We start from the raw sequence: 16,848 nt of genomic DNA, 5'->3' as shown, positions 1-16,848 counted from the left end.
CCCGGGGGCCGGGCTGTTAGGGAATTACGACGCGGCCTTGACGGTCAGCCCGGAGATCTCGGTCTTGTTCTTACCGTCGGTGGTGCCCATCGTGGAGATCCACACCACCAGGTAGGTGGTCGGCGCCTTCGCGTTGACCTGAATTGTGTTGGCGCCCGGCTGCAATGCGGTGGGCTGGGTCAGCACGGTGGTGTCGTCCAGGGTGGTCGGATTGGCCGACGACGCGGAGCGGATCTGCACCTGGGTACCGGTGCTGGGCACCGTCAGCGACACACTGCCGACCGTGGTCGGCTGGGGCAGCTGCAGCAGCAGACCGACGCCGTTCTTGAAGTTGGGGAACGGATTCGGGTCGGTGTAGGTGTCGGTGGACCAGCCGGTGCCGGGTCCGCCGGTGACGGCCAGCTCGGCCTTGTCCGGATTGTCGGCGCCGCCGCCTGGTGAAAAGACGGTCACCTTAACGGGTTTGACGGTGCTCCCGCTGGCCGCGTTGTTGTCGGCGGTCTGCGACGTCGAGGGGTTCAGCCCGAGCTGGTCACCCTTGAGGCCACCGCCGACGTCGCCGAAGATACTGCTGAGCACCGAGGCCAGCACGATCAGCGCGATCACCAGGATTCCGGCTCCCACACCGACGCCGATCAGCAGATTGCGCCTGCGGCGGGCCTGGGCTTCGACATCCGCCGGATCGGCGGGCAGAGCGGTGGCCGGGCCGACAGGATCGACGGGCTCGATCAGGTCGGTGCGGTCGGCTGTCGCGGTGGCCTGCTGCAGAAGGTTCAAAAGGGTTGGGGCCGAACGAATCCCACCGCCCGCTTGGACCGAGCGTGCTGCGGCTGCGGAAATCTGGAACGGGATGGCGCCGTCGATCGCGCGCGGTTCGAGCGGCTCGCCGGCCGGGTCGGTTTCAGCGGGCTCCAACCCACTGGGTGCGCCCTTCTCCGGCAACGGCCACCGGTCGACCAACAGCGCGTACAGGGCGGCGCCGATCCCGCGGATGTCGTCCTCGGGGGTGGCCCCGGGCATGGTCGCCGGGAACGCCAGCGCGACATCGCCTTCGATGCTGACCCGCACCCGGCTGGGATGATCGATCGACAGCGCGACGCCGGCGCCGTGCGCGGCGTCGGCCGCCGCGGCCAGCGACTGAACGGCACGCGCGCCGCCGATCGGCGACGGTGAGGTGTCGGCGACTTCCTTCAGTGAGCCCCCGCGAATCCACTCCGATACCACCAGCCCGCCGGCACCCGTGTTGGCGACGTCGAGAACCCGAGCGATGCCCGGACGCTCGATCTGGCTGAGTTTGAGTGTGCGGGAAAGGATTTCCTGCACCTGATCATCCGACATGGTGCGGTCGGGGTCGACGAAGGTGAGCGCCACCTGCCGGTCCAGCGCGGTGTCCAGTGCCTGCCAGAACTGCAGTCCGGGCGGCCCGCCGTGCGAGACCAGCAGCCGGTAACGCCCGCCGGCGATGCTCGCGCCCGGGATCAGGTGAGTGCCTTCGTCGACCGCGGCGCCCGATTCCATCGCCGGCTCCCGCGGTGACTCGAAACCGAGGGGCTCCCGGGTCGGATCTCCGGCGAAGTCGGCGTTGGGCTGTTTGGGCGGCACCGCTGAGGGGACCGTGCCCACGTGCACCTCGGGCGCCACATCGGGCTGGAAGTCGTCCGCGGCCTGGCGCGGGATCTTCGTGGTGGCGTCTCCGATTGGCTCGACGGGAGGATTGCCCGAGGGTTGGTCGTTCACCTCCGGTCCTTTCCCCGTCGAGCCCGCGGCTCCATACGAATTGCTGTGCTCAGGGTACGGGAACTGCCCCGGGACCTGCGGGCGGTCGAGCGCAGCAAGTGAAGTGACGGTCTGCGGCGGGGTGCGGGTGATCCGGCGCTTGACCGCGGCCCAGGCGGCCACCGCGTCGGGAACCCGAGCGGCGAGCATCACCGCCGCGAGGATCGGCAGCATGATCATGCCGAGCACCACCAGCCGCAGCAGCGACCCCGCGCCGCCGCCGTGTTCGGTCAGCACCTTGAGCCCGAGCAGCCGGTCGATGACGTAAGCGATCAGCCCGGCCAGCAACGATGCGGCCGTGGTGACCAGGATCGTGCGGACCACTGCAAGGTCGAGCAGGCCGCCGCGCGGCGGTTTCAGCGCCCGCTGCAGCAGCACGTAACCGAGGACGGAGCCGGCCAGGAAGCCCAGCCCGTTGGCCAGGCCCAGGTAGCCGGCGACGAGTTCCTTGTCGTCGGTCAGGTGCGGAGCCACCACCGATGCCGCGATCTTGACGACCGTGATCGTGACGATGATCAGGATCGGTGTCCACGGTTGTTCGCGGGCGTAGAACACCCGCAGCTGCAGCAGCACCAGCGCGTAGGGGATCAGGGTGAATGCCGACAGGCTGATGGCGACACCGAGGTAATTGGCGTCGACCTCGCCGAACTTGCCGTAGGCGAACAGTGCGCTGCCCATCGCCGGGCCGCCGACGGTCATGAACGCGACGATCGGGATCAGCGTCACCATCGTCAGCCGGGTGGCCAGCGACAGGTCGGCCAGCACGGCGGGGGTGTCGTCGGCGGCGGCGTTGCGGCTCAGCCGGGGCATCACCACCGTCAGGACGGTGACGCCGATGATGCCGAACGGCAGCATCAGCACCAGCCAGGTGTAGTTGTAGATCGCCGGGCCGGAGGCGGCCGCGGTGCTGGCGATCTGGTTGACGACCACCAGACCGACCTGGCTGATCAGCACGTAGAGCACCATGGCGCCGGCCATCGCGCCGAACCGCTTGAGCCGATCGTCGACGCCCCACAGCGGGCGCAGGCTGATCCGCTCGGCGCGGATCGCGACCAGCAGCACCACGGTTTGGGCCACCACGCCCAGCGTTGTTCCGATGCCGAGCACCAGCAGCTTGGCGTTGCCCATCTGCACCGGGTCGACCGAGAGCTGGCCCGGGACAATGAGGTACAGCCCCAACGTGGCGATCGCGACGACGTTGTTGACCACCGGGGCCCAGGCCGGTGGCCCGAACACGTTGCGGTTGTTCAGGATTGCCATGAACACCGACGACAGCCCGTAGAAGATCACCTGGGGCAGCAGCAGATACGCGAACGCGGTGGTCAGCGGTTGGTTGACCTGCGGGTCCTGGCCGAGCATGAGGCGCACGAGCAGTGGGCCGGCCGCCACCGACAGGATGGTGGCAACCAGCAGCAGGGTGGTGGCCAGCGTGACCAGCCGGCGTACGAACGCCTCACCGCCGTCGGCGTCGTCGCGCTCGGCGCGGGCCAGCACCGGGACGAAGATCGCGGTGAAGGTGGCCTCCAAGACCAGGGCCGCGATCAGGTTCGGCAACTGGTTGGCGACGGTGAAGGCACTCGAGAGAGCCGCGCCGAGGATCGCGGCCAGCAGCACGATGCGGATGAACCCGGTGATGCGACTGACCAAGGTGGCCAGCGCCATGCCCCAGGACCGCGACACCACCGCGGCGTCGGACAGTTCGGCGCGCACCGCGCGAGTGCGGGGACCGGGCCGGACATAGGCGACCGGTCGGCGGGGTGGCGGTGTCATTCGCGGCCTTCGGCGGTGGCCCGGCGCGGGCGGTCCAGGTCGGCGGGGTCGGGCTGGCCGCGGAAGCGGTGGTAGAGCCGGCGTCCGACGAGCGCCGCCAGCACCGTGCCGCCGATCAGGGTGATCGCGAAGAGCACCTTGCCGTAGGCGTTCGAGTGCACCGACAGTCGCACCGGCTCACCGAGCTGCAGCCCGTCGGAGGTGCGCAGGGTGACGTCGACGGCGACTCGTTGGGTGAAGTGCACCTCGATGGGGACCCGCAGCGGCAGGTATCCCGGCGGGACTTCCTGCTCGCCGAGGTCGGTGACGGTCATGCCGGGCGGGGCGTCGACCTGCAGTCGGACCCGGATCGGGACGGCCAGGTCGTTGCGCACCGCCAGCGGCAGCGGGCTGTGCTCGGTGGCCAGCGTGTACGAACCGCCGGGGTTGACGATCGTGACCGCGCCGAACAGGTCGTTGATCGTCGTGCCGACAGCTCCCAGCCGGCGCCGGGCCAGATCGTTGCGCTCCTGCGGGGGCTCGGTCTGGCTCAGGGCGCGCAGCATGTCCTCGCGCAGCGGCGCGGTGTACTGCGGGCCGGTCAGCCCGGTGCGCGGATCGGTGGTGAGCGCCGCGGTCAACCCCCACAACCGGCCACTCTGTCCGGTGATCGTGGAGATGACGTCGTCGTCGAAGCCGCCCCGGGTGTCCCGCGGCAGATCGGGGCCGGGCCCCGGGCCGGCCTGCGCCGCCTGCGTGATCACGTCGCCCAGCGGCCGGGCGAACGCCAGCCCCGAGCGGATCGTGGTGGCCAGCGCGGTCAGCATCGCCTGTGCGTCACCGGCTTGCGGGCTCCACTTCAGCGGGGGCAGCAGGATCTGCTGGCGCGGCTCGGCGCTCGGCTGCAACGCCCGCCACAGCATCGATGCGACGGCGTCCTGACGCCGCGCGACCATGGAGTCGTGGTCGAGTGGAACGTCCAGCGACGCATCAAGATAGGTGGGCAGATCGGGGTCGGTACCGACCCCGGCCAGGGCGGCGCCGACGGCCGGGTCGAACGGTGCCATCACCACTTGCGGCGATACCCGGCGCGCGGTCACGTCGGCGGTCATCGGCTCCCCGGTCGCGGAGTCCTGGGCGGAGCAGTTGGCGGCCGCGATCGCGACGGTCGGCCCCTGGCTGTCGAGCAGGTCGACGGCGCCGGGCGTCAGCGGTCCGTCGCCCAGGACCGTCGCGCCGCGCAACGAGGCGATGCCGAGGATCTGGTCGATGATGTCGCTCGCGCTGACGGTTGCCGCGGTGTTGAGCCCGGCGTCCCCGACCCGCTGCAGAGCGCCGAGATCGGCCTGCGCGTACGGCGTTGATGTGACGCACATCCGCTTGGCCAGGGCGCGCAATTTGTCCAGCCAGGCCACCGCGGCGGCCTGTCCGGTGCCGGGGTGGGAGGCGGCGCCGAGCCCGTCGGGGGAGTCGGCCACGACGTAACCGGTGGTCATCGCGTTGACGGTGACCAGTAGGTCCGGGTCGACCGCCAGACACAGGGCCCGCGCGGTGTCGCCGCCGGGATCCACCGGGGGGCTGGTGGCGAAATCGACCGCCGACAGCAGCGAGTCCAGCCGGCCACCCGCGGCCAGCGATACGGCCAGATCGTCGTTCATCAACCGCACCGGTGTGCTGCCGCCCGGCACGCCCGGGGCCAGCCTCGGCTTGTCGGCGAGTGGCCACAGCATGGTCACCGCAACAGGTTTGGTGGTGTCGGGTGGGACGACGTCGGTCAGGGCGTCCGCCGACGTACTGGCCGGGTCGGGCGGTACACCCAAGACCGGCAGCAGGAAGCGGGCGTCGTCGAGGCGGGCGGCGTCGCCGTAGTCCGGGGTGCCGTTGATGTTGACCAGCAGCGGGTACACCCCGGGCTGTTCGACGCCCAGCGAGGGCGCGGTGCGCGAGCGGAGCGGATAGCTGAAGGTGAATCCGACCGCCTGACCGCGCTGCATCTCCGGCGCGATCGCGGTGAATTCGCCGACGGGCTGGAACTGGTCGTTGGGGCCGTCGAGATTGGTGCGCAACCCCGCCGAGGAGGTCACTGCGGCGGCGTGTTCGAGGCGGGCGACGACGTCGCGCACCGGACGGTCGCCGACGTTGGTGACGGTTCCGGTGACGGTGACCGTCGGCTCGCTGGTGGTGGTGATGAGATCCGGGGTGACGCTGTCCACCCGCACCTGCAGGAAGGGCGTCGACCCGGGCTCGCCGGCAGCGGCCGGCGCGGTCGTTGGCATCGCGAGCAAGGCAAGGAAACCGAGGACCAGCACGATCCGGGGCAGCTTGCCGACCCGCCTCGGCATGGTCACGTTCCCGGTCCGCAGCCGTTCGTCCGCGGGCCGGATTGACGCGGTCCTGAATCGTCCGAACGACGGCTGCGGGTGTGCGAATGCGTTTGAGGCCGCCGGCGTGGGGTGGTGCGCGGCAGTGGCGGCAGCGCGGCGACGCCGTCGGACTGCAGGAGTTGGATCAGTTCGCCGGCGACCTCGGCCAGGCGACGCTCGTCGGCGTAGGCCAGTCGTTTGGGGAGCTCACCGACCGGAACCCACGCCACCTCGGTGACCTCGACGTCTTCGTCGCACAGTTCACCGCCGGAGAACTGCATGAGGTAGTGGTGCACCGTCTTGTGGACGCGGCGGCCTTCGGTGACGAACCAGTAGTCGATGCTGCCGAGCGCGGCCAGGACCTGTCCGCGGATACCGGTTTCTTCGGCGACCTCGCGGATCGCGGTTTCCTCGGCGGTCTCACCCTGTTCGATGTGGCCCTTCGGCAGTGACCACAGCATCCGCCCGCGCCGGTCGATCCGCCCGATGAGGGCGGCCACCTGAGCTTCGGGCGGCCCGTCGATACCGTCGATGACCAGTCCGCCCGCGGAGGTTTCGTGGACGGTACGCAGCCGCGCGGGCGCCCGACGGGGACGGCCGGGTTTGCCGGGCCGGGGCTGACCATTGGTGCCGTTGACGGCGGGGGATCCGGTGGTGGTGTCCGAGGCTTCGGTGGCGCCGGCGTCTGCCGGGGTGGGATTTGCCGGACCAGCCGCGCGACGGCCGCGGCGACGCCCTCGGCGCCGTCGTGGTTTGGCCTGTTCGCCGTCCGACACCCAAGCGATAGTAGCTGGCACGGGATGGCGTCCCGACCGCACTCGCCGGTACACGACTACGCTTCTGCCACGTGTCCGAAGCCACCCACGACGTCGAACTGCTCGCCCGGGCCCTCGTCGCACTCAATCGACAGGGTGCGTTGTTGCGTGAAGTCGGTGCCCTGTTCGACGCTGCCGGCCACGAGCTCTACCTCGTCGGCGGCAGTGTGCGCGACGCCGTCCTCGGCCGGCTGAACCCGGACCTCGACTTCACCACCGATGCGCGGCCCGAGGTCGTTCAGCGGATCGTGCGGCCATGGGCCGACGCAGTGTGGGATACCGGAATCGAGTTCGGCACGGTCGGCGTCGGCAAGTACGGCGAGCGGTTGGAGATCACCACCTTCCGCGCCGACAGCTACGACCAGGTGTCGCGCAACCCGCAGGTCCGCTACGGAGACCGGCTCGAGGACGATCTGGTGCGCCGCGACTTTACGGTCAACGCGATGGCGGTGCGCATCACCGCGGACGGTCCGGGCGACTTCATCGATCCGCTGGGCGGCCTGACCGCGTTGCGGCAGCGGATCCTGGATACGCCGACGGCGCCGGAGGTGTCGTTCGGCGATGACCCGCTGCGCATGCTGCGGGCGGCGCGCTTCGTCTCCCAGCTGCGGTTCGGCGTATCCGATCGGGTGCGTCGCGCGATCGTGGAGATGGCGCCCCAGCTCGGGCGGATCACGGTCGAGCGGGTGGCGGTCGAGTTGGACAAGATGCTGCTGGGCGATGACCCCGTCGCAGGCATCGACCTGATGGTCCACACCGGGATGGGCGAGGTGGTGCTGCCCGAGATCGGCGGCATGCAGATGGCCATCGACGAGCACCATCAGCACAAGGACGTCTACCAGCATTCGCTGACCGTGCTGCGCCAGGCGATGGAACTGGAGGATGACGACGAGCGCGATCTCGTGCTGCGCTGGGCGGCGCTGCTGCACGACATCGGCAAGCCGGCCACCCGCCGCCACGAATCCGACGGCGGAGTGAGCTTCCACCACCATGAGGTGGTCGGGGCCAAGATGGTCCGCAAGCGGATGCGGGCGCTGAAGTACTCCAAGCAGATGGTCGACGATGTGTCGCAGCTGGTGTATCTGCATCTGCGGTTCCACGGCTACGGCGACGGCAAGTGGACGGATTCGGCGGTGCGCCGCTACGTCGCCGACGCCGGACCGCTGCTGCCGCGGTTGCACAAGCTGGTCCGCGCCGACTGCACGACCCGCAACAAGCGGCGCGCGGCGCGGTTGCAGGCCAGTTACGACGAGCTCGAGGCGCGGATCGCGGAGCTGGCCGCCAAGGAAGATCTGCAACGGGTGCGCCCGGACCTGGACGGTAACGAGATCATGCGGCTGCTCGACATCCCGCCCGGTCCGCTGGTGGGGCAGGCCTGGTCGTTCCTCAAGGAGCTGCGCCTGGACCGCGGGCCGCTCGAACACGACGAGGCCGTCGCCGCTCTGCTGGCGTGGTGGACCGAACGGAACGCGAAGGATCAGCCCGGCGTCTGACCTAGGTATGGACTATTGCCTGGGACACGGGGACGGTACGGCGGCCATGTTCAGCGGTCATCCCGAGGTGGACATCGACGGTGACGGCGAGCTCGACGGGGTGCGGCTGGACCTCGATGGCGACGGTGCCTTCGACGATGCGCTGGCCGACTTCGACGACGACGGCCTGGCCGACCACGCCGCCTTCGACCTCGATGACGGGTTCGCGGAGCACGTGTTCACCGACGACGGGTCGGGGACGTGGGCGATGACTCCGGTCGGCCCGGCCGGCCCGCTGCGCTGGTTCGGTCTGGACGGCGTCGAGCACACGGCGGAGGGGCCGATCGATTTCGACGGTGACGGACGCCCGGACCGGGTGCTCGACGTCGACCGCGACGGCCTGGCCGATCGGGCGTTGCGAAGCGGGCCCGACGGCGGGTTCGACACCGGTTACGTCGACACCGATGGGGACGGCCGCTGGGACGTCACGTTGGTCGACTCCGACGGTGACGGACTCTCCGACGACGCCAGTCCGGTGTAGCCGCCGTCTGACGGCACCGTGCACACCCCACCCGACTCGAGCAGCGCTCGGGCGGCGTCCCACAGCACGGGGTGGTGATAGAGGAAGCCCTGCCCCGTGTCGGCGCCGAGATCCAGCAGGGTGTCGCGCTCGGCGATCGTCTCGATGCCTTCGACCACCAGGTCCAGCGACAGCGCGCTGGCCAGCGCGACCACCGACTGCACGACGGCGCGTTGTTTGTCGTCGCCCTCGTCCAGCGCGGCGGCGAACGAGCGATCGAGCTTGATCTGATCGACGGGCAGCGTGCGCAGTTGGGTCAGCGACGAATAGCCAGTGCCGAAATCGTCGAGGGAGACACTGACGCCGGCCTCGCGCAGCCGCGCCAGTGTCGGGTGGGCCACCCGCAGGTCGACAAGTGCGTGTTCGGTGAGCTCGATCATCAGGGCCTCGGGCGGCAACCCGGACGCCGCCAGCATCTGCAGCACCTCTTCGGCGAAGCCGGCTTCGCGTACCTGGCGTGGCGACACGTTGACCGACATGGTCAGGTCGAGTGCCAGCCCGTCGGCGCGCCACTGCGCGAGGGTCTGGATGGTCTCGCGCAGCACCCACCGGCCGATCTCGACGATCATCCCGTTGTCCTCGGCCAGCGGGATGAACGCACCCGGATACAGGACGGGCAGCCCGGGGCGGTGCCACTGCAGCAGCGTCTCGAAGCCGGTGATCACTCCGGTGTCGAGCACGACGATCGGTTGGGCGGAGCATCGCAGCTCGCCACGCTCCACGGCGTGGCGCAGGGCGGCGTCCAGATCCAGGCGCTGGGCGACCTCGGCTTCGAGCGTCGAGTCGAAGACGTTGATGTGGTGGCCGTCGGTGAGCTTGGCCCGGTACATCGCCACGTCGGCTTCGCGCATCAGTTCGTGACCGGAGACGGTGGATTCGTCGGCGAAGGTGATGCCGATGGAGACGTCGACGAACGCTTCCTTGCCGTCGATGGTGTACGGAACGCTGAGTGCGCTGCGGATCCGTTCGGCCAGTGCAAGAGCCTGGGCACGGTCCGGCAGCTCCGGGCAGAGCACCACGAACTCGTCGCCGCCGAGGCGTGCCACGGTGTCGCTTTCGCGCACGGTGCCCGACAGCCGCCGCGCCGCCTCGATCAGCAGCTGGTCTCCGCCGGCGTGCCCGATCGAGTCGTTGACCATCTTGAAGCGGTCCAGATCGCAGAACAGCAGCGCCAGGGGAGTTCCGCGGCGGCGGGACAGCAGCAGGCTCTTCGACAGCCGAGCGAGCAGCAGGCTGCGGTTGGCCAGGCCCGTGAGGGCGTCGTGGCTGGCCTGGTAGGACAGCCGACGCGCGGACGCGTCCCGTTCGAGCGACAGCACCGCCAGGTCCCGGCACCGCACCAGGGCGGTGTGGGCGAGTTCGTCGAGGGCTTCGGCGTCGCCGAACACCTGGAGCGTCCCTGACCCGTCGACGTTGTCGGTGACGACACCGGTCCACGCCGGTGTGCCCGACACGTCGGCGCCGGGCGGGTAGATCACCGTTCGCCTGCCGATCGACATGCGGACGGCCGGTGCCCCGGACACGTCGGCGGCCAGCTGCACGATCTGGCGCAGGACCGACGACACCGGGCCCGCGGTGGCGATGCGTTCCAGGATCTGCGCCTGGCCGCGTTCCAGCGCGGAAACCCGATCAAGGCGAAACTCGGTCTGGCGCAGCACTTCTCGCTCGTTGTCGAAAGCCTTTCGGGCGCTTCGGTATTGGCGCACGACATTGGCCGAGACCCACCACAACAAGATTGCGGCCAGGATCAGCGCGGAGATCAGCATGGCCAGCTGGACCACCCGGCCGCGCAGCAGGTTCCGCTCGGCGAGGCGATCCATCTGGTGCTGTTCGACCTGGTTGTCGGCGGCCAGCTCGTGCGCCCGCTCGGAGAGGGCCTCGGAACGCGGCAGGATGGTGCCGGCCCACCGGTCGCGTTGTGCGACGGGCAGCAGACCGGGCGGCGCCTTGGCGACCACCGCGTCCAGTGCGGCGAGCGCCGCGCGGTAGTCGGGGCCGGTGCTGTCGGCGGCGGCCACACCGTTGGCCGCGATCACGCGCAGGCGCTGAGCCAGCATCGCCCTGGCGAGCTGGACGTCGCGCCGGGGAACCACGCCGAGCAGATACTGCTGCGCGCGGTCGATGTAGGTGAGCGAGTCGCGCACGGTGAAGAACGTGTTGGTGGCAGCCGCTTCGCTGCGGGCGCTGTGCCGGCTGTAGGCGTTCTGATCGGCCGATGACTGAAAGCCGATCGCGACCAGCGCGATGAGCAGCAGCACCAGCACGGTCGCCACGATCTGCTGGCCGCGGTTGAGGGTCAGCCGGGGGCCGGGCGGGGTGAGCCAGCGGTCGGTGATCACGAGCCGGCCGGGTGCTTCACCGTGATCGACGTCAGGCTCCAGTTCCAGGCTTCGAGGACCGACGACAGCGGGGTGCGGTCGGGGAACACGATCCGGATGGGCCCGCCCTGGTCGTAGGGAATGGGCCCGCCGTCACGCTGGGTGGCGATCAGGGCCTGCGAGTCGATCATCGGTTTGACGACGCTGACGTAGTGGTAGTGGTCGATCGCGTCGGTGTCGATCGTTGCGGTGTCGGGAATTCCGGCTTTGGCGAGCACGATGGCCAGCGGCACACCGCTGTACGTCTCGCGCTTGTTGACGAAGGGTTCGTCGATCGAGATCGTCGCGTTGCCCATCGCATTGAGCTGGTCGATGGTCAGCGACAGCGGCGTCGCCCCGCCGGTCACGGTGAGCACCGGTGCATTCGGAGCCGGGGGGTCGACGGTCCCGGCGGTGTAGGGGTTGCGCCCCTGGTCGGACTCCGACTCCGCCGCGGCCGAGTAGGGGTGGGCCGGGGCGGGACTGGTCGCACACCCGCCGACCGCAATGCCGACCGTCCCCGCCGCGATGGCGGCCAGGAGGCGGTTGCGCATGAACGGCGATAATACTGCCCAAAGCAACGATCGGCCGGTACGTCAGCGTCCCTGGCCGGGCGGCCCGGCGAAGGCCTGCGCGATGCCGAGCCACTTTGCGGCATCGGCTCCTTCGGCGACAACGTCGAGCTCGCGGCTCGGCCTGCGCTGGGTGACCAGGTAGCAGAAGTCGAGCGCCGACCCGGTGACGCGTTGGGCCGCGTCCTCGGGGCCCCACGCCCAGCAGCTGCCGTCGGGCGCCGTCAGTTCGACGCGGAACGGCTCGGCCGGCGGGGTCAGCCCGTGGACGGTAAACGCGAAGTCGCGAGTGCGCACACCGAGGTGGGCGATCGACTTCAGCCGGGCCGTCGGCGCGACCACGACACCCAGAGCGTCGGCTACGTCGAGGCCGTGCGCCCAGGTTTCCATCAGTCGGGCGGTGGCCATCGACGGTGCGCTCATCGGCGGGCCGAACCAGACCAGCTTGCGGCCGTCGGCCACCCCGCGCAGCGCGGCGTGCAGCTGGATGCGGGTGTCTCGCCACTGCGCCAGCAGCTGCACGGGCGGGGTGAGCGCCAGCTCTTCGGCGGCTTTGTCGACGAAGCCCGACGGGTCGGCCTGCGCCGCGGTGAGCAGATCACCGAACGCGGGCTCGTCGGTGATCGACAGCAGCGACGCCCGATCGGTCCACAGCAGGTGCGCGATCTGGTGGGCGATGGTCCAGCCGGGCGCCGGTGTGGGCTGCGCCCAGCCGGGCGGATCCAGGGGCGCGACGAGGGCGTCGAGGGCGTCGCTCTCGTCGCGAAGGTCGTCGATGATCGGATCCGCGGCTGCCATGGATCGAACCTAGACCCAGTCCCCGAATCAGGTACGGCGCCCGACCGCGCTGTGCACTGCCAGGCCGACGAGATAGACCGCCGAGCCGATCAAGGCCAGGACGGCGGAATGGCCGTCGGCCGGCACCACCGCGGCGGCGAAGGTGATCGCTGCGATGAACGACACCCAGAACAACGAATCCTGTACGGCGAACACATGTCCGCGCAGCGCGTCGTCGACGTCGATCTGCATGGCGGTGTCGGCGCACAGCTTGACGATCTGGCCGGCCAGCCCGAGCAGGAACCCGCACACGATCATCACCACCAACTGCAGGGTCGCGCCGGCCAGCTGAATGACCGCCGCACACCCCAACGCCCCGTTGGCGGTCGCGTACCGGCCCCACCGCTCGATCGACATCGGGGCCAGCACGTTGGCCAGGAACGCGCCGCCGCCGGTGGCCGCGACGAAGATGACGGCGGTGCCCAGACCACCGACGGCCTGGGTGTCGCTGTGCCGCACGATGACCAGCACCAGCAGGGTGTTGATGCCGAACACCATCCGGTGGCTGGCGAGGCCGGACAGTGTGGCCGCCACGGTGGGCGTGGTCAACACGGTGCGCGCGCCGTAGATCCACCCGGTGGTGACGGCGTAGAACACCGAACCGTGCACGGCGCGTGCGGTGTCGTCAGGCCCGAGCACGTGCCGTGGGAACCGCAGCGACAGCACAAACGCGACCGCGATCGGAACCGCCACCATCGACATGATGGTGGCCGCGCCCGCGTCGCCGGAGCCAAACAGCCAGCGCGGCAACAGCATGAAGTTCGCGCCGAGGAACGTGGCGGTGGCTCCGGTGGCCGTCGCGACGGAGTTCATCACCACGACCGACTGGCGCGGCACGACGTGCGGCAGCGCGGCCGAGAGTCCTGAGGTGACGAACCGGCTGAACCCGTTGACGATCAGCGCGCCGCACAGCACGGTCAGGTCACTGGCCCCGACGGCCAGCAGCACAGCGACGCCGACAACCAACACCAGCCTGGCCAGGTTCGCCGCGACCAGCACCGCCCGGCGATCCCAGCGGTCCAGCAGCGCCCCGGCGAACGGGCCGACGATCGAATACGGCAGGAACAACACCGCGAACGCCCCGGCCACCGCCCACGGATCGGCCGCCCGTTCCGGGTTGAACAACAGGCCGCCGGCGAGCCCGGCCTGAAACAGCCCGTCACCGAACTGACTGGCGGTCCGCAGCTCGAGCAATCGCCAGAACTCGGGCAGGCTGCGCACGGATCGCCAGAGCGAACCGGGTGCGCGGGCGTCGGCCATCGGACCAACAGTACAAATATCCACACGCGCCCGTTACCACAGCAACACCTACCTGATGCCATGATGGTGGGGTGGCACAGTCTGAGGACCCCGAAGACTTCATCGCGCCTGCGGCGAACCGCGTGCGACCGGGAACGTTGCTGCTGGCCAACACCGACCTCATGGAGCCGACGTTTCGGCGCAGCGTGATCTACGTCGTCGAGCACAACGACGGCGGCACTTTGGGTGTGGTGCTCAACCGTCCCAGCGAGACCGCCGTCTACAACGTGTTGCCGCAGTGGTCGAAACTGGCCGCCAAACCCAAGACGATGTTCATCGGCGGGCCGGTGAAACGCGATGCCGCACTGTGCCTGGGCACGCTGCGGGTGGGCACCGACCCTCAGGGCATGCCCGGTCTGCGCCATGTCGCGGGCCGCATGGTGATGATCGACCTGGACGCCGACCCCGATCTGATCGCCCCGGCCGTCGAGGGAGTGCGGATCTTCGCCGGCTACTCCGGCTGGACCATCGGCCAGCTGGAGGGCGAGATCGAGCGCGATGACTGGATTGTGTTGTCCGCGTTGCCTTCCGATGTACTGGTCGAGCAGCGGGTGGACTTGTGGTCGCGGGTGTTGCGTCGCCAGCCGTTGCCGCTGTCACTGCTGGCGACGCATCCGATCGACGTCAGCCGGAACTGACCGCCGTCGCGCCGCGACCCAGTCTCGCGGCGATCACCGCACAGACGAACAGCTGGATCTGGTGAAACAGCATCAGCGGCAACATGATCACGCCCACGCTGGCGGCCGGGAACAACACCAGCGCCATGGGCAGCCCGGAGGCCAGACTCTTCTTCGACCCGCAGAACAACAGCACGATCGCATCCGCACGATCCAGCCGGGCCAGCCTGCCGGTGATCCACGTGAAGGCCAGCACCACGGTCAGTAGCACCGCGCTGACCGCGGCGACCGCCACCACCCGCCACGGCTGAATGCTGCTCCAGATGTGCTCGGTCATCCCGACCGAGAACGCGGCGTAGACGATCAGCAGGATCGAGCCGCGGTCGACCACCTTGGTCAGCACCGCGTGCCGGGTCACCATCGGCGCCAACCACCGGCGCAGCAGCTGACCGACCGCGAACGGCGCCAGCAGCTGCAGCACGATGTCTCCCACCGCCGACCCGTCGACCCGGGGTGCACCGCCGAGCGGCATCAGCACCAGAACGAGCAGTGGTGTGAGAAACACTCCGACGATGTTGGACAGCGACGCGCTGACGATCGCCGCCGACACGTGCCCGCGTGCCATCGAGGTGAATGCGATCGAGGACTGCACCGTCGAGGGCACCAGGCACAGGAACAGCACGCCGGTATACAGATCGTCGGTCAGCACCGACGGAACCAGCGCGCGGGCCGCGAGTCCGAGCAGCGGGAACACCACGAACGTGGTGGCCAGAACCAGCAGGTGCAGCTTCCACTGCCGCACCCCGTGCCACGCCTGCTGTGGTGAGAGCCGTGCGCCGTACAGCAGGAACAGCAGGGCGATGACGATCTTGGTGGCCAGCGACAGGGCATCGGCCGCCGTCCCTCGGGCGGGCAGCAGGGTGGCCAGCGCGACCACCGCGACGAGCAGCAGCAGGAACGTGTCGACTCCGACGCCGCGACGCACCGCCCCCATCAGCTCGCTGAGCGGCTCACTTGCAGGACAGCGTGCAGCTCGCGCAGCTGCCCGCGCAGCCGCCGCCGGCCTGAGCTTCTCGACGGGCAGCGTATCGGGCGCCTTGCCAGGAGCCGGCGCCGATCGTTCCGACAGCGCCGATAACGCAGACGATCAGCACCAGCAGCCCGGTGCGAGCCGGTGCCGCGAGGGCGACTGCCCCGCCCGCGGCCAGCATGACGGCCGCGGCCAGTTGGGTCGGCGCGACTGCACGCATCACCTGTGCGGTGACGTCAGCGCCGGGCGGCCGGGTCAGCGTCCACGCGCCCGAGCCGCCGACGAGGACGGCCATTCCCAGGCACACCAGGCCGACGATGAACATGGGGCCACAATACGAGCCCGGGTTCAGCGCGGTAGAGCGGGCACCGCGGGGAGGACGGCCGGGGCCGGCGCCGACGCATCGGTCAGCGGTGCCGCGGCGGGCGCGGGAGCCGGGGCCGGGGCGGCCGTCGGCGACGCGACCCGGAAGCCGTTGACGATGGCGTCGGTCGCATCAGCGGTGGCCACCACCTGGTTGGCGGCGGTCGTCACGTAGAGCGACACCAGGTAGCGGTCCGGGCCGGACTGGGCGATGACGTGGCGGCGCGAGGTGTTCAGCGTCATGTCGTTCTCGCGGTAGGTGCCCTCGATCAGCGAGGACGGGAAGCCGCCGAAATCGGCCAGCGAGGCGTCGGTGGCCTGCCAGTTGAACAGCTGCTGGCTGTCCACGTAGCCGTGGGTGATGGCTTCCTTCGGGTCGAAGTCGCCGACCAGCTTGTAGACCTTCAGCTGTGCGTTCGAGGTGTACAGCCCGTCGCCGCCGAGCCGGTCGGCGAGCACGGTGAACGCGTCCGGGACGTTCGGGTCGGGTACGACGGTCCAGCCACGCGGCATCGGCAGCACCAGGTTGAGCGCGGTGAAGCCGCTGGCCTTCTGCGGCTCCATCTTGACGCCCTTGTCCTTGAAGAAGTCGGCAAGGGTGCCGGATGCGGCCGGGACAAGGGTCTCCGGTGCGGCCACTGCCGGCGCGACGGCCGGGGCCGCGACCTGGGGAACAGTGGCAACCTGGGGGACGGCAGCCGGTGCCGCGGCGGGCACGGCAGCGGGGGCCGCGTTCGCGGCCGCGACCTCGGGGGCGACGGTGACGGTCTGGGTGACGGTGACCGGGGCGGGCAGAACGGGAACGACCGGCTCGGCTGACGCATTCGCGCAGGTGAAACCGAGGACGGCGGCCGTACCGGCGGCCATCCCACCTACTACCACCCGCCAATTACGGGCAATCGTGATCATCGCAGCTGTCCTTTTCGACACGGTTGGGCCAGGTGAGGCCCCTTGTCAGGAGGCCGACTGTATCGGCCTGCCGGGGAGGGCGGATAGGGCTGGAACAGAGCTGGAACCA

The 16,848-nt window shown here is 69.9% G+C and carries 13 protein-coding genes; 3 read left to right on the top strand and 10 right to left on the bottom strand.

From position 1 onward, the window contains the following. Window positions 1-24: 24 nt before the first annotated feature. From murJ to D3H54_RS29865, 3 genes are read right to left on the bottom strand one after another with little or no spacing between them, the layout of a single operon-like run. Window positions 25-3,546: a murein biosynthesis integral membrane protein MurJ gene (murJ, locus tag D3H54_RS29875; protein ID WP_149383245.1), complete on the bottom strand. Its 3,522-nt coding sequence runs from the start codon at window positions 3,544-3,546 to the stop codon at window positions 25-27. After that, complete coding sequence (locus D3H54_RS29870) at window positions 3,543-5,873, bottom strand: DUF6049 family protein (protein WP_149383244.1); 2,331 nt, start codon at window positions 5,871-5,873, stop codon at window positions 3,543-3,545. The genes murJ and D3H54_RS29870 overlap by 4 nt, the downstream gene beginning before the upstream one ends. Beyond that, entirely contained in the window at window positions 5,870-6,664 is a 795-nt protein-coding gene (locus D3H54_RS29865) for an NUDIX hydrolase (protein WP_210419622.1), read from the bottom strand. Before D3H54_RS29865 ends, D3H54_RS29870 begins: the two co-directional genes overlap by 4 nt. 71 nt (window positions 6,665-6,735) lie before the next feature. On the opposite strand from D3H54_RS29865, the gene D3H54_RS29860 reads away from it, so the two are divergent. Then, a complete protein-coding gene (locus D3H54_RS29860) occupies window positions 6,736-8,196 on the top strand; it encodes a CCA tRNA nucleotidyltransferase (RefSeq protein ID WP_149383242.1) in 1,461 nt (486 codons plus the stop codon). Window positions 8,197-8,203: 7 nt separating this feature from the next. Further along, entirely contained in the window at window positions 8,204-8,716 is a 513-nt protein-coding gene (locus D3H54_RS29855) for a pullulanase (protein WP_149383241.1), read from the top strand. Here the strand turns inward: D3H54_RS29855 and D3H54_RS29850 are convergent. Genes D3H54_RS29850 through D3H54_RS29835 form a run of 4 tightly spaced genes read right to left on the bottom strand, consistent with a single transcriptional unit; the run spans window position 8,626 to window position 13,781 of the window. Then, complete coding sequence (locus D3H54_RS29850) at window positions 8,626-11,094, bottom strand: putative bifunctional diguanylate cyclase/phosphodiesterase (RefSeq protein ID WP_149383240.1); 2,469 nt, start codon at window positions 11,092-11,094, stop codon at window positions 8,626-8,628. The two genes, D3H54_RS29855 and D3H54_RS29850, sit on opposite strands and share 91 nt — an antisense overlap. Beyond that, on the bottom strand, window positions 11,091-11,666 hold the full coding sequence (locus tag D3H54_RS29845; protein WP_149383239.1) for a molybdopterin-dependent oxidoreductase: 576 nt from the start codon (window positions 11,664-11,666) through the stop codon (window positions 11,091-11,093). Before D3H54_RS29845 ends, D3H54_RS29850 begins: the two co-directional genes overlap by 4 nt. Window positions 11,667-11,708: 42 nt before the next feature. Next, on the bottom strand, window positions 11,709-12,482 hold the full coding sequence (locus D3H54_RS29840; RefSeq protein WP_149383238.1) for a TIGR03084 family metal-binding protein: 774 nt from the start codon (window positions 12,480-12,482) through the stop codon (window positions 11,709-11,711). A gap of 27 nt (window positions 12,483-12,509) precedes the next feature. Then, entirely contained in the window at window positions 12,510-13,781 is a 1,272-nt protein-coding gene (locus D3H54_RS29835; protein ID WP_149383237.1) for an MFS transporter, read from the bottom strand. Between the two features lie 71 nt (window positions 13,782-13,852). Here D3H54_RS29835 and D3H54_RS29830 point away from each other — a divergent pair, with 71 nt between their 5' ends. After that, the gene (locus tag D3H54_RS29830) at window positions 13,853-14,458 is read left to right on the top strand and encodes a YqgE/AlgH family protein (protein ID WP_115317935.1); all 606 of its coding nucleotides are present in this window, start codon (window positions 13,853-13,855) and stop codon (window positions 14,456-14,458) included. On the opposite strand, the gene D3H54_RS29825 is transcribed toward D3H54_RS29830, so the two are convergent. Genes D3H54_RS29825 through D3H54_RS29815 form a run of 3 tightly spaced genes read right to left on the bottom strand, consistent with a single transcriptional unit; the run spans window position 14,445 to window position 16,739 of the window. After that, window positions 14,445-15,431 (bottom strand): bile acid:sodium symporter family protein, encoded by a 987-nt coding sequence (locus D3H54_RS29825; RefSeq protein WP_149383236.1) that lies wholly within the window; start codon window positions 15,429-15,431, stop codon window positions 14,445-14,447. The genes D3H54_RS29830 and D3H54_RS29825 overlap by 14 nt on opposite strands. 16 nt (window positions 15,432-15,447) lie before the next feature. After that, window positions 15,448-15,792 carry a hypothetical protein gene (locus D3H54_RS29820; RefSeq protein ID WP_149383235.1) on the bottom strand — a complete coding sequence of 115 codons (345 nt, stop codon included), beginning with the start codon at window positions 15,790-15,792 and terminating at the stop codon, window positions 15,448-15,450. A 23-nt stretch (window positions 15,793-15,815) separates the two neighbouring features. Continuing rightward, entirely contained in the window at window positions 15,816-16,739 is a 924-nt protein-coding gene (locus D3H54_RS29815; protein ID WP_149383234.1) for an LpqN/LpqT family lipoprotein, read from the bottom strand. Window positions 16,740-16,848: the final 109 nt, after the last annotated feature.

The organism is Mycobacterium sp. ELW1 (assembly GCF_008329905.1).
Taxonomy (GTDB): Bacteria; Actinomycetota; Actinomycetes; order Mycobacteriales; family Mycobacteriaceae; genus Mycobacterium.
Note: the sequence above shows the minus strand (reverse complement) of the source record. Positions and strands in the feature narration are given on the sequence as shown.